Origin of the sequence: Vibrio sp. S9_S30 (assembly GCF_014694455.1) — a bacterium.
GTDB lineage: Bacteria > Pseudomonadota > Gammaproteobacteria > Enterobacterales > Vibrionaceae > Vibrio.
Genome location: NZ_JAAUWT010000019.1, coordinates 40,434 through 54,889 on the forward strand (window position 1 = coordinate 40,434; position 14,456 = coordinate 54,889).

Here is a 14,456-nt window from a genome sequence, read left to right on the forward strand (position 1 = left end):
AGCGTCTTCAGACTAAGGAATCAGGCGATGCCTGCGTCTTCTGTTCTTTTGATTTGAGGCTTTGGTAAAGCTTTGAGTAGACAGGATCGGAGTTTAAAAGGTCTTGGTGAGCCCCTTGACCAGACACCTTCCCTTGATCAATAACAATAATGTTATCGGCATGCTCTATCGTTGATAAGCGATGCGCAATCACCACTAATGTCTTCTCTTTTTGAATATTCACCAAAGCTTTCTGTATTGCTCTTTCCGATTCCGTATCAAGAGCGGACGTCGCTTCATCCAGAATCAGAACCTTCGATTTTTTCAACAAAGCTCTTGCAATCGCCAGGCGCTGGCGCTGCCCTCCAGAAAGGGTCACCCCATTTTGACCAATTTCAGTATCGTAACCCTCTGGTAACTGAACAATAAATTCATGGGCATTCGCCAATTTGGCTGCGTTCTCTATGTCTGAGCGTTTCGCGTTCTCTAATGCAGGATAGGCAATGTTATTGGCGATGCTATCGCTGAATAAATGAATATCTTGAGACACTGAGCTAATGTGCGTGCGCAGGTTAGAAAGCTCGTAATCCTCCACATTCACACCATCAAGTAATACGGAACCAGAATCAACGGAATACAGCCTTGGAAGGAGCTGAACCAACGTACTTTTCCCCGACCCAGAGCGGCCCACTATCGCGGTCATTTTATTCGTCGGGATATCGACAGAAACATTGTCTAACGCTTTACCTGATGCGCCTTCGTAGCTAAAACTCACACCATCGAAACGGATGTTTCCTTCTGTAGAGTCCTGAGTGTGTTTTCCCACATTGCGCTCAGTGGGCTTATCCAATATTTCAAACAGAGATTCGCACGCGGCCATACCTCGTTGAAACTCTGAAAGCACATTGGTTAGACCGCGCAAAGGACGAAGAAGGCTATACATCGACGCAAATACAACCGTAAATGTACCAGCCGAAAGCTGATTATGAACGTTGTCCATACTCGCAATGTACAACACCGCCACTAACGCAAATGACGCAATGGTTTGAATAACAGGGCTAGAGACTTGCTGTGCAATTATCAATTTCATGTTTTGCTGGCGAACTTGATTGGTTACACCCTCAAAGCGGCTCACTTCTTTTTTTTGCCCGCCGAAGCTCAAGACTTCTTTGTGCCCTTTCAACATTTGCTCCGAACTCGTCGCCAAATTACCCATTTCATTTTGAATACTGTGGCTGACTTTTTTCAGGCGTTTGGAAATGACACTGATTAATACACCAATAACGGGACAAACAATAAGAAGAACAGAAGAGAGCTGCCAACTGGTCCAAAACATGAGCCCAAGCAAACCGAAAATGGTCACGATTTCTCGAACAAGAGTGATCAAAGTGCTGCTGGTTGCTCCGGCAACCTGTTCGGTATCGTAAGTAATCTTAGAAAGCAACGTACCTGTGGACTCTTTGCTGAAATACGAAACAGGCATTTTCATCAAATGGTTGAAAAGTTCTCGGCGCAACGTCATGACAATGTTGCTTGAAACCCAACTGAGTAGGTAGCCGTAGACAAACCCGCTGCATCCGCGTAAAAGTGCCGTACCTAATATGATGAATGGGAGTATCTTGAGGTAATTGGATTCGAGATCACCAAAACCTTCATCCAAAATGGGTTTGAGTAAAGACAGCATATAGATGTCACTTAAGGCGTTAATCGCCAATGCCACAATTGCTCCGCCTATCGCCAGTTTATAAACACTGATGTAGGGAAGTAATCGCTTAAATTGTTCGATACTTTTCTTATCTTTAATGACAGTCATAAGGGTTTCGTGAAAATTTTTGCGCTAGGTTACCATTAATTCCATCAGTGTATTGTATTTTTGTCATCAAAACTGCTGCTGGATTTGCTGGAGAATGCTTGATAAAGTCCCTCATTTCTGTGCGCGACAGTTGCCAAATGAGAATCAAAATTTATTTATGACCATACGAAATGCATTGCGTCGGTTTGACAGCTACCGCCGTGACAAAATGAATTCATCTGAAATAGTACTGTACCAATTACTCCGTAATAATAAGTCACTTGAACCAGAGCTTTTAGCCAGTGCGGATGTCAAACATATCTTACTGATTCGTAACAATAAGCGCATCGGCAACATGTTTTTTATGTTGCCCTTTATTCGCGAACTTAAAAAGCAATACCCAGAGGCAACCATAGACTTGCTACTGCGCGAGCCATGGCAGGGGCAATTTTTCCAAAATATGGGGCTGGGCAGATTTGACTACTCCAGTTTCTCTTTCAAACACATTATTAGCTGGTTGCGATGTATTGTCCGTTTAAGAAAAAACACATACGACTTGGTTCTCGTGCCCTACTCATCGGTAACGGACAGCATGATGTCATCGATGCTAGATGCTCGGAATAAGGTCTCGGAGTACGCAGAAAACAGATTACCTGCGGCACCTCATTCAACGCCACTGCCCATCAGACACCCACATGCTGCCTTAGAAAGTTTGGATGTGCTAAAAGGCATGGGAATCAAGCTCGATACCGAATACGATCATACAATGGCGTTTTCTCAAGAAGAGACAGAAAAGGCACAGCAAATTTCTCAGCAATTACGACAAGGAAAGAAGCCTATTACGTTGGCGTACTTTCGTGGAGCACGTGGAGAAAAGCAACTTGATGAAGCGACTTGGCAAACCGTGTTAACTCAGTTTGACGAGGTAACTGGGAAGCAAATTAACTGGATCGAAATATTGAGCCCAGATATTCCAGCCCCACTCAACATCGAAACGCAAACCTATCAATCAAAAGACATGCGCATTCTTGCTGCCGTACTCAAACAAATGGATGGGTTTATTTGTTGCGATACCGGACCTTTGCATTTGGCGGATGCCGCTGGTGCAAACTGTATTGGGCTCTACACTCATACATCGATAGAGCGATACGGCTTGCTAGGAACTAATACCGTCAATGTTGATGGTTTAGATGACCTAAATGCGGCACAAATTCTAAAGTCGCTTAAAATCCCATTTTGATGGTGCTTTAGACTTTGATGATGCTTTAAGCTTTGATGATTTTGAAGATGTGGTAGCAACAGAAGCCGAAACAGAAAGCACAAAAAAACCGGAGCACATTGGCTCCGGTTTTGTATTCATTGAGCTTTCTTACCAGCCAGTCACTTCACGAAGTGCTTTACCGATTTCAGCGAGAGACTTCGTCGTCTTCACGCCAGCGGCTTCTAACGCTGCAAATTTGTCTTCCGCAGTACCTTTACCACCAGAGATGATTGCACCTGCGTGCCCCATACGCTTACCAGGAGGAGCCGTGACACCTGCGATGTAAGAAACCACTGGTTTGGTTACGTTCTCTTTGATGAACGCTGCCGCTTCTTCTTCCGCTGTTCCGCCGATCTCACCGATCATAACGATAGCTTCTGTTTCTGGATCTTCTTGGAATAACTTCAGAATATCAATGAAGTTTGATCCTGGAATTGGGTCACCGCCAATACCGACACAAGTCGACTGACCAAAACCTTCGTCCGTCGTTTGTTTAACAGCTTCATAAGTTAGCGTACCTGAACGCGATACGATACCCACTTTACCTTTCTTGTGGATGTGACCCGGCATAATACCAATCTTACACTCATCCGGCGTAATCACGCCTGGACAGTTAGGACCGATCATGCGAACGCCTGTTTCTTCTAACTTCACTTTCACATCAATCATATCCGTTGTCGGAATGCCTTCTGTGATAGTAACGATAAGTTCAATACCAGCATCGATCGCTTCTAGAATCGCATCTTTACAGAATGGAGCGGGTACGTAGATAACGGTAGCAGTTGCGCCCGTCGCTTCTACTGCTTCACGGACAGTATTAAACACCGGTAGACCGAGATGAGTTTGACCGCCTTTACCAGGAGAAACACCACCAACCATTTGCGTGCCGTAAGCAATCGCTTGGTCGGAGTGGAATGTACCCTGACCACCAGTGAAGCCCTGACAGATTACTTTGGTGTCTTTGTTAATTAGTACAGACATTATTTAGCCTCCGCAGCAGCAACAACTTTCTGAGCAGCATCTGATAACGACTCAGCAGCAATGATATCAACATCAGAATTAGCAAGCACTTCACGACCGAGATCGGCGTTAGTACCTTCAAGACGAACAATAACTGGGACGGTTACGCCCACTTCTTTCACTGCACCGATAATACCTTCAGCAATCATGTCACAGCGAACAATACCCCCGAAGATGTTTACAAGAACCGCTTTCACATTGTCATCAGAAAGAATGATTTTGAATGCTTCTGCTACGCGCTCTTTTGTTGCGCCGCCACCTACATCTAGGAAGTTAGCAGGCTTACCGCCATGCAGGTTGACGATGTCCATTGTCCCCATAGCGAGACCTGCACCGTTAACCATACAGCCAACGTTACCATCCAGTGCTACGTAGTTCAGTTCCCACTGTGCAGCGTGCGCTTCACGCTCATCTTCTTGAGATGGATCGTGCATTTCGCGAAGCTTAGGCTGACGGTACATCGCGTTTGAATCGATGTTGATTTTACCATCTAGGCATAAAAGGTTGCCTTCCCCTGTCACAACAAGAGGGTTAATTTCTAGAAGAGCCAGATCATACTGAGAGAACATGTTGCCAAGACCCATAAAGATCTTAACAAATTGTTTGATTTGATCGCCAGCGAGACCAAGTTTGAACGCCAGTTCACGACCTTGGTATGCTTGAGGACCAACGAGTGGGTCGATTGCCGCTTTATGGATCAACTCTGGTGTTTCTTCAGCAATTTTCTCAATGTCCACACCGCCTTCTGTTGAGGCCATGAATACAATTTTACGGCTTGCACGGTCAACAACGGCACCTAGGTACAGCTCATTAGCAATATTCGATGCTTCTTCGACTAGGATTTTCGTAACTGGCTGACCGTTAGCGTCTGTTTGGTAAGTAACAAGGTTTTTACCTAGCCACTTTTGTGCAAACTCTTTTACACCTTCTTTGGTATCGTGCAGTTCAACGCCGCCCGCTTTACCGCGACCACCAGCGTGTACCTGACATTTGACGACTTTCTTCGCTGTACTGATGCGACCAGCAGCTTCAAAAGCTTCTTGTGCTGTATCACATGCGAAACCTTCTGGTACAGGCAAACCGAATTCTGCAAACAGCTGTTTGGCTTGGTATTCATGCAAATTCATTGTGTTATTCCGTTTGTTTATCCCTCTGGGGATTTATTATTTCCATCGACGCGTTATCACTTCTGATAGACGACGCACGTATGTAGGGGTTTAGTCTTGAGCACGCGAGACGATCTCGCAACAAAGAGCCAGACACTAAGAGCCTGGCTCAATTTTTATGCTTTTGCTTAGCGGACTATACGTCTAACAATAGACGAGCTGGGTCTTCTAGCAACTCTTTAATCGTTACTAAGAAACCAACCGACTCACGACCATCAATCAAACGGTGATCGTAAGAAAGAGCCAAGTACATCATCGGAAGAATCTCGACCTTGCCATCAACCGCCATTGGACGATCTTGAATCTTATGCATACCAAGAATCGCTGATTGAGGCGGGTTGATGATAGGGGTAGACATCAATGAACCGAATACACCACCGTTAGTGATGGTAAAGTTCCCCCCCATTAGCTCATCAACGGTTAGCTTGCCATCACGACCTTTGATTGCCAACTCCTTGATGCCCTTTTCAATTTCAGCAAAACCCAACGTATCACAATCTTTCAATACTGGTGTAACCAAACCGCGTGGCGTCGAAACCGCCATGCTGATATCGAAATAGTTGTGATAGACAATATCATCACCATCAATCGATGCATTCACTTCTGGGTAACGCTTCAATGCTTCTGTCACGGCTTTCACGTAGAAAGACATGAACCCTAAACGTGTCCCGTGGCGCTCTTCAAACTGGTCCTTGTATTGCTTACGAAGATCCATGATAGGCTTCATGTTCACTTCATTAAACGTGGTCAGCATTGCTGTGCTGTTTTTCGCTTCAAGAAGACGCTTCGCGACCGTTTTACGCAGACGCGTCATTGGCACGCGCTTCTGAGTACGAGCGGCGGCAGGTGCTTCAATTTCTGGCTGCTCAGCGGCGGCAGGGGCAGATTTCGCGGCGGCTAGGTGCGCATCAATATCTTCACGTGTGATACGACCACCAACACCTGTTCCTTTCACTTGGCTTGCTTCAAGGTTGTGCTCTGCAAGTAAACGGCGAACCGCTGGGCTTAACGCATCGTTAGATTCTTCAACCAAAGAAGCCTTATGGCGTTTGTCTGGAGAAGCTTCAGTACCATCCGTACGATCAGCTGTTGGTTCACCAGCGACAGCGCCAGGTTTCAATTTTGCAAGAACTTGGCGACCCAGTACTGTGGCACCTTCTTCTTCAAGGATAGCTTCCAGTACACCGGCCTCAGGAGCTGGTACTTCCAGTACCACTTTATCTGTCTCAATATCAACAATGACTTCGTCACGCTCGATTGCATCGCCTGGTTTCTTATGCCACGTTGCAACTGTCGCATCCGCTACAGATTCAGGTAAGTCTGGAACCAGAATTTCAATTGTCATGTCTGTTTCGTCCTTTTTCTTCTAGTTCTTAATCTAGGGTAAGTGCGTCGCTAATCAACGCTTTCTGTTGTTTCATGTGTACTGACATGTATCCAACTGCAGGTGATGCCGAAGCCGGACGACCTGCGTATTTCAAATCAGCACCAGCTGGAATCGCGGCACGGAAGTTATGTTGGCTAGAATACCAAGCACCTTGGTTTTGAGGTTCTTCCTGACACCAAACATAATCCACTGCATTTGTGTATTGCGCAATCGTAGCTTGTACTTCTTCCAACGGGAATGGGTACAACTGTTCAATACGAATGATCGCCACATCATCTTGTTCGTTGTTGCGACGCTGCTCAAGTAGGTCGTAATAAACCTTGCCAGAACAAAAAACAACACGCTTAACTTTAGACGCTTCCAGTGTATCGATTTCACCAATCGCAGCTTGGAACGTACCCTCCGCCAACTCTTCTAAAGAAGACGTACAAAGCGGATGACGCAACAAAGACTTAGGCGACATAACAATCAGTGGACGACGCATTGGACGTACCACTTGACGGCGGAGCATGTGATAAACCTGCGCAGGTGTAGAAGGCACAACAACTTGCATGTTTTGTTCAGCACACAATTGCAAGTAACGCTCCAAACGCGCCGAGGAGTGCTCTGGACCTTGACCTTCATAGCCGTGAGGCAGAAGCATCGTCAAACCACACAGACGAGCCCACTTTTGCTCTCCTGAAGAGATAAACTGGTCGATGACAACCTGCGCACCGTTCGCGAAATCACCAAACTGGGCTTCCCATAAGGTTAAACCACCTGGTTCTGCCGTCGCGTAACCGTACTCAAATGCCAACACCGCCTCTTCAGATAGAACTGAGTCAAAGACTTGGAAAGGTCCCTGTTTATCATGGATATTCGCTAATGGAACATAGGTGCTCGCATCCGTTTGGTTATGCAATACAGAATGACGGTGGAAGAAAGTACCACGCCCTGAATCTTGACCAGAAATACGAATGCGTTTGCCATCATCAACCAGAGTTGCGTACGCCAATGTTTCAGCCATACCCCAATCGAGTTGTTTCTCACCATTAATCATGGAGATACGATCGTTGTAAAGCTTATTGACACGACTATGCAGCTTGTGGCTTTCCGGATATTGGCACAAACGCTGCCCTAGTTCTTTCAAGCGCTTGATGTCGAAATTCGAATCCCAATCCGTATCCCAATCGTGACCAATATAGGGTGACCAATCTACGGAATGCAATGCCATTGGGCGCCATTCTTTCACCACAACTTCACCGTGATCAAGTGCATCTCGGTACTCGTTCACTAACAGTGTCGCTGTTTCAATATCGAATTCACCGCGCTCTATGAGAACGTCTGCGTAAAGCTTACGAGGAGTTGGGTGCTTTTTGATTTTTTGATACATCAATGGTTGAGTCGCATTCGGCTCATCCGCTTCGTTGTGACCGTGACGACGGTAACAAACCAAATCAATCACAACATCACGTTTGAACGTATTACGGTAATCAACAGCTAAGCGAGCAACAAAAGCCACAGCTTCAGGATCATCAGCGTTCACATGGAATATCGGCGCCTGTACCATCTTGGCAATATCGGTACAGTACATCGTTGATCGAGTATCACGAGGGTTCGACGTCGTAAAACCAACTTGGTTATTTACAACAATTCGTACCGTCCCCCCCACACAGAAACCGCGAGCTTGAGACATATTGAACGTTTCTTGAACAACGCCCTGTCCGGCTATAGCAGAGTCTCCATGAATGGTAATAGGCAGAACGCTGCTGCCATCTTTATCCCCAAGACGATCCTGACGAGCTCGAACCGAACCGATGACAACAGGGTTAACAATTTCTAGGTGAGACGGGTTAAATGCGAGCGCTAAGTGTACATCGCCACCTGGCGTTGCAAAATCGGCAGAAAAGCCTTGGTGATATTTAACATCACCGGTACCCCAGGTTTCATCGTGTTTGCCCGCGAATTCATCGAACAAATCTTGTGGCTTCTTACCCAGTACGTTGACCAGCATATTCAAGCGACCACGGTGGGCCATGCCGATAACCACTTCTCGGATACCTTGAGAACCAGCACTACGAATGATTTCCTTAGTCATAGGAATCATTGCATCGCCACCTTCTAGGGAGAAACGTTTCGCACCAGGGAATTTAGCCCCGAGATAACGCTCTAAGCCTTCTGCCGCAGTCAGTTCGTGAAGGAAGGTTTTTTTCTCTTCATGACTAAACGACACCTGACCAGACACAGATTCCAAACGCTGCTGAATCCAACGTTTTTGCTCTGTGTTTGTCATGTGCATATATTCGGCACCGACGGAGCCACAGTAAGTTTGCTTGAGGGCTTTATGAAGATCTCTCAACACCATCGTTTCTTGCCCGTTGGCAAAAGAACCTACGTTGAAAGTTTCATCTAAATCTTCTTCAGTGAGGGCATGGAAAGTAGGGTTCAGTTCAGCGACTGGATCTCTTTCCCAAAGACCAAGAGGGTCGAGGTTGGCAGCTTCATGCCCGCGGAAACGGTAGGCATTAATAAGCTGTAGTACTTTTACTTGTTTAGCATCGACATCGGGATCACTAACTTGGACATTGTAATGCTTTGTTTCTTTCGCTAATCGACGGAAGTAATCACGGACACGAGAATGCGGTTGATCGACCGCGTCGGACTGCGTAGGCAACCCTTCAAATACTCGTTTCCATTCCTCACTCACCAGATCGGGATCACTAAGATACAGTTCGTAGAGTTCTTCTACATAAGTTGCATTGGCGCCAGCCAAGTGTGAAGACTCGAGCCATGCCTTCATCACGCCGTTGTGCATATTTTCCCTTAACCAGTAGGTTTCACGTTCGCATCGGTCTTATGCCGAGCTATTAATAAAGCCGACCCAAAGGCTTTACATAAGGGTCGGCAATTTTGAATCCATTAAACCGAACGATTCAATAACATGGTCTTGATATGACCAATCGCCTTCGTAGGATTTAATCCCTTAGGACAAACACTTACACAATTCATAATGCTATGGCAACGAAAAACGCTAAAAGCATCATCAAGATTAGATAAACGTTCGTCTGTAGCCGTATCACGGCTATCAATTAACCAACGGTAAGCAGCTAACAGACCTGCTGGACCGATAAACTTATCTGGGTTCCACCAAAATGATGGGCATGACGTCGTACAACATGCACACATGATGCATTCATACAGACCGTCTAAATGAGCACGATCTTCCGGTAGCTGTAAGTTTTCACGCGACGGTGGCAAGTTACCATCCGAAATCAGGAACGGCTTCACTTTCGCGTAGTTGTCGTAGAATTGTGTCATATCAACAATCAAGTCTCGCACAACAGGCAAACCCGGTAACGGACGAATGATGATCGTATTTTTGTCCATTAAAGCAGAAAGAGGTGTGATACAAGCCAAGCCATTTTTCCCATTCATGTTCAGACCATCTGAACCACACACACCTTCTCGGCATGAACGTCTGAATGAGATTGATGGGTCTTGCTCTTTCAGCAAGATGAGTGCATCAAGCACCATCATGTCTGAACCTTCTTCTACTTCAAGGACATAGTCCTTCATATAAGGCTTTTTATCTGTATCCGGATTGTAACGATAAAGAGAGAAATTCAGTTTCATTATATGTACCTCCCTTTAGTATGTACGTGCTTTTGGCGGAAATGCGTCACGATGAACTGGATTCATGTTCACATCACGCTTAGTCATTGCTTCCGTTTCCGGATTGTAGATGGAGTGGCATAGCCAATTTTCATCATCACGATCAGGAAAATCGAAGCGAGCATGTGCACCACGGCTTTCAGTACGATAGTTCGCTGCTACAGCTGTTGAGAACGCAGTTTCCATCAAGTTATCCAGCTCCAAACACTCAATTCGTTCTGTATTAAACTCGGTTGACTTGTCAGCCAAGTGTGCGTCTTTCAAACGCTCACGAATCACTTTTAACTCTTCTAACCCGGTAGCCATTGCCTCACCTTCTCGGAATACCGAAAAGCTGTTCTGCATGCAGCTTTGAAGATCTTTACGGATTTGAGCTGGGTTTTCGCCACTTGTGCTGTTTTCCCAACGCATGGTGCGAGATAAAGATTCTTCAATGTCGGATTCCGTTGCTGGGCGCGCTTCAACTTGTGCCGCCAATGTTTCGCCCAGATGCAGCCCCGTCGCACGACCGAACACAACTAAGTCTAGCAGTGAATTACCACCTAGGCGGTTGGCACCGTGTACAGATACAGATGCAATTTCACCACACGCAAATAAGCCTTGGATTTCCTGCTCACTTCCGTCAGCGTTTTGTTTAATTGCTTGACCCGACACCTGTGTTGGTATCCCCCCCATCATATAGTGACAAGTTGGGATAACTGGAATGGGTTCATGGACAGGATCGACATGCGCAAACGTTCGGGAAAGTTCGCAAATACCAGGAAGACGAGATTCAAGGACTTCCTTACCGAGGTGGTCCATTTTAAGTTTGATATGAGGTCCCCAAGGACCATCACAACCACGACCTTCACGGATCTCAATCATCATTGAACGCGCAACAACATCACGGCCAGCAAGGTCTTTCGCATTAGGTGCATAACGCTCCATAAAGCGCTCACCATCTTTATTAAGTAGGTAACCACCTTCACCACGGCAACCTTCGGTAACCAGTACGCCCGCTCCAGCGATGCCCGTTGGGTGGAACTGCCACATCTCCATGTCTTGCATTGGCACACCAGCACGAAGTGCCATACCAACACCATCACCTGTGTTGATGTGCGCATTGGTTGTCGATGCATAAATACGCCCTGCTCCTCCCGTCGCCAGTACGGTTGCTTTTGACTTGAAGTAGCACATTTCACCGGTTTCCATGCAAATCGCAGTACAACCTAGAATGACACCATCTTGGTTTTTCACCAAATCAAGAGCATACCATTCAGAGAAAATGGTGGTTTTGTGTTTGATGTTTTGTTGATACAACGTATGAAGTAGCGCATGACCTGTTCGGTCAGCCGCGGCGGCAGTACGAGCCGCTTGCTCGCCGCCAAACTCTTTGGATTGACCGCCAAATGGACGTTGATAAATGCTTCCGTTTTCAAAACGGGAGAAAGGTAACCCCATTTTCTCTAGTTCAATAACCGATTCTGGACCTGTTTTACACATGTACTCGATAGCATTCTGGTCTCCGATATAATCGGAACCTTTTACCGTATCGTACATGTGCCATTGCCAATCATCTTTATGAGAGTTACCAAGAGCTACTGTAATACCGCCCTGAGCGGAAACGGTATGTGAACGAGTAGGAAATACTTTGGAAAGCAAAGCACATGTTAGGCCTTGCTCCGAAATTTGCAGAGCAGCACGCATGCCTGCACCGCCAGCACCGATTACAACGGTATCAAATTCACGAACTGGAATAGTCACTTACACACCCCACAATACAAACAGGCCAGAGAAGAAATAGGCGATCAAAACGGCAATAATGGCGACTTGAATGACACCACGCAATAAGACGTGCTTGATGTAATCCGTTAAAACCTGCCACAAGCCAATCCATGCATGAACAAGCACACAAACTAATGCAAGCATAGTAAAGACTTTAGTAAACGTACCGCCAAAAAACGCGGTCCAAGACATGTAAGTAATTTCGTTGAAGGCACAGAAGCCAACAAGATAGATTGTGTATAGGGTTAATATGATCGCACTTGCGCGGATCAATAGAAAATCATGAACGCCATTGCGCCCTAGCGATGATACATGCTTTACCATACCATTACCCCCGCAAGTAGCGATAATACTGCTGTTACGACAAAAGAGACTTTTGCGCTCAACGTACCCGTATCTAACTCTTCAAAATACCCCATATCCATGAATAAGTGACGAATACCACCTACTATATGATATGCGAGTGCAGTAAGAATACCCCAAAGGATGAACGACACGAAAAAGCCGTCAACGATATCAGCTGCTTTAGCGAATCCTAGGGGAGAAGAGAGGGAAATGGATAGTAACCAGAGTAAAATTCCAATTGCTACAAACGTAATAACACCTGAAATTCGATGCAGGATGGATGCGATTGCAGAAATTGGAAAGTGGACTGTCTGTAAATCTAAATTAACAGGTCTAGACTTTCTTTCTTTCACGGGCTTGCTCACTCAGCTCCTTAGAGCATTTATAGTTATAAACCAAATTTTAGTAGGAAACCGATAAAAATTAACATTTAACTAACTCATTCAGCTCATATTGAGCGAGATAAATGTAAATAACTTGTTATGTTTATATCTGTTATTATAGGTTAGATTTTCTGTCTAGCCTTGAATTTATAAGGTTTCCACAAAAATTTTCTGCGCCACTATACGGGCGGTAACATATTAATACAATTGACGTAACAAATAATGCTACACAGAACAGATTTTTAACTTTTTTCATATGAAAAATCAAAACGAGTGCACACAAAAGAGGAGAAAAATTGACTTTACTTTAGATACTCAGTAAAAAAACGGCACACAAAATATCCTGGATGGATTAATAATAAACAAAGGAGAATGTTATGGCAGATAAGAAAGCGACCCTTCATATTGAAGGTAAAGCGCCAATCGAGCTGCCGATTATGGAAGGTACTATTGGACCTGAAGTAATCGATGTTCGTAAACTAGGAGCCAATGGTTACTTTACTTTTGACCCCGGTTTTCTTGCCACTGCATCTTGTGAATCCCAAATCACTTATATTGACGGTGCGAAAGGTATCCTCCTTCACAGAGGTTTCCCTATCGACCAACTTGCCAATAACGCAGATTACTTGGAAGTGTGTTACATCCTTCTGTATGGCGAAGCCCCAAATCGTAAACAATATGAACAATTCAAAGAGACCGTAACGCGTCACACCATGGTTCATGAGCAGATCGCAAGTTTCTTCCACGGATTCCGTAGAGACGCTCACCCAATGGCCGTAATGTGTGGTGTAGTTGGCGCACTGGCTGCTTTCTACCACGACTCTCTAGACATCAACAATGATAAGCACCGCGAAATCGCGGCATACCGATTGCTTTCAAAAATGCCAACACTGGCAGCAATGTGTTACAAGTATTCAATCGGTCAACCGTTTATCTACCCGCGTAACGAACTGAGCTATGCAGAAAACTTCTTGCATATGATGTTTGCGAACCCATGTGAAGAGTACAGTGTTAACCCTGTTGTTGCTCGCGCAATGGACAAGATCTTTACACTACACGCGGATCATGAGCAAAACGCGTCAACCTCTACGGTTCGTTTGTCTGGTTCCTCGGGGGCAAACCCATTTGCATGTATCGCTGCAGGTATCGCTTCTCTTTGGGGACCTGCTCACGGTGGTGCTAATGAAGCCTGTTTGCGTATGCTGGAAGAAATCGGCAGTGTCGACAATATCCCTGAATACATTGATCGTGCGAAAGACAAAGATGACCCGTTCCGCCTAATGGGCTTTGGTCACCGTGTTTACAAAAACTACGATCCACGTGCAACCGTTATGCGCGAAGCATGCCACGAAGTGCTTGAGGAGTTAAACATTCAAGATCCTCTGCTCGACGTAGCAATGGAACTAGAGCGTATCGCCTTGTCTGATGAGTACTTTGTTGAGAAGAAACTGTACCCTAATGTCGATTTCTACTCAGGTATCATCCTGAAAGCCATTGGCATTCCAATCTCTATGTTCACGGTTATCTTCGCGATGTCGCGTACAATTGGCTGGATTGCACATTGGAATGAAATGCACAGCGATCCTAACAACCGTATCGGTCGTCCTCGTCAGTTGTACACAGGTAAGAAATCGCGTGATTTCCAACCTCTTCATGAAAGAGAATAGTATTCAATTCATTGATTTTTATAATGATTGAATAAAAACAA

At 45.4% G+C, this 14,456-nt stretch carries 11 protein-coding genes; 2 read left to right on the plus strand and 9 right to left on the minus strand.

The annotated features are described in order from the left end of the window. Positions 1-7: 7 nt before the first annotated feature. Positions 8-1,792: a lipid A export permease/ATP-binding protein MsbA gene (msbA, locus tag HC752_RS19380; protein ID WP_190336850.1), complete on the minus strand. Its 1,785-nt coding sequence runs from the start codon at positions 1,790-1,792 to the stop codon at positions 8-10. A gap of 94 nt (positions 1,793-1,886) precedes the next feature. Here msbA and HC752_RS19385 point away from each other — a divergent pair, with 94 nt between their 5' ends. Then, positions 1,887-3,011: a glycosyltransferase family 9 protein gene (locus HC752_RS19385; RefSeq protein ID WP_238930573.1), complete on the plus strand. Its 1,125-nt coding sequence runs from the start codon at positions 1,887-1,889 to the stop codon at positions 3,009-3,011. Positions 3,012-3,140: 129 nt separating this feature from the next. Here HC752_RS19385 and sucD read toward each other — a convergent pair whose 3' ends face one another. The 8 genes from sucD to sdhC form a co-directional block, all read right to left on the minus strand. Then, positions 3,141-4,013 carry a succinate--CoA ligase subunit alpha gene (gene sucD, locus HC752_RS19390; RefSeq protein ID WP_190336851.1) on the minus strand — a complete coding sequence of 291 codons (873 nt, stop codon included), beginning with the start codon at positions 4,011-4,013 and terminating at the stop codon, positions 3,141-3,143. After that, positions 4,013-5,179: an ADP-forming succinate--CoA ligase subunit beta gene (gene sucC, locus HC752_RS19395; protein WP_190336852.1), complete on the minus strand. Its 1,167-nt coding sequence runs from the start codon at positions 5,177-5,179 to the stop codon at positions 4,013-4,015. Before sucC ends, sucD begins: the two co-directional genes overlap by 1 nt. A 175-nt stretch (positions 5,180-5,354) precedes the next feature. Continuing rightward, a complete protein-coding gene (gene odhB / locus HC752_RS19400) occupies positions 5,355-6,563 on the minus strand; it encodes a 2-oxoglutarate dehydrogenase complex dihydrolipoyllysine-residue succinyltransferase (protein WP_190336853.1) in 1,209 nt (402 codons plus the stop codon). A 28-nt stretch (positions 6,564-6,591) separates the two neighbouring features. Next, the gene (sucA, locus tag HC752_RS19405; protein ID WP_190336854.1) at positions 6,592-9,399 is read right to left on the minus strand and encodes a 2-oxoglutarate dehydrogenase E1 component; all 2,808 of its coding nucleotides are present in this window, start codon (positions 9,397-9,399) and stop codon (positions 6,592-6,594) included. 104 nt (positions 9,400-9,503) lie between these two features. Further along, a complete protein-coding gene (locus HC752_RS19410) occupies positions 9,504-10,217 on the minus strand; it encodes a succinate dehydrogenase iron-sulfur subunit (protein ID WP_190336855.1) in 714 nt (237 codons plus the stop codon). Between the two features lie 15 nt (positions 10,218-10,232). Further along, a complete protein-coding gene (gene sdhA, locus HC752_RS19415; RefSeq protein ID WP_190336856.1) occupies positions 10,233-11,999 on the minus strand; it encodes a succinate dehydrogenase flavoprotein subunit in 1,767 nt (588 codons plus the stop codon). Beyond that, the gene (sdhD, locus tag HC752_RS19420; RefSeq protein ID WP_190336857.1) at positions 12,000-12,344 is read right to left on the minus strand and encodes a succinate dehydrogenase, hydrophobic membrane anchor protein; all 345 of its coding nucleotides are present in this window, start codon (positions 12,342-12,344) and stop codon (positions 12,000-12,002) included. Beyond that, positions 12,338-12,730 carry a succinate dehydrogenase cytochrome b556 subunit gene (sdhC, locus tag HC752_RS19425; protein WP_190336858.1) on the minus strand — a complete coding sequence of 131 codons (393 nt, stop codon included), beginning with the start codon at positions 12,728-12,730 and terminating at the stop codon, positions 12,338-12,340. Before sdhC ends, sdhD begins: the two co-directional genes overlap by 7 nt. Positions 12,731-13,125: 395 nt before the next feature. On the opposite strand from sdhC, the gene HC752_RS19430 reads away from it, so the two are divergent. Next, on the plus strand, positions 13,126-14,415 hold the full coding sequence (locus HC752_RS19430) for a citrate synthase (protein ID WP_190336859.1): 1,290 nt from the start codon (positions 13,126-13,128) through the stop codon (positions 14,413-14,415). Positions 14,416-14,456: the final 41 nt, after the last annotated feature.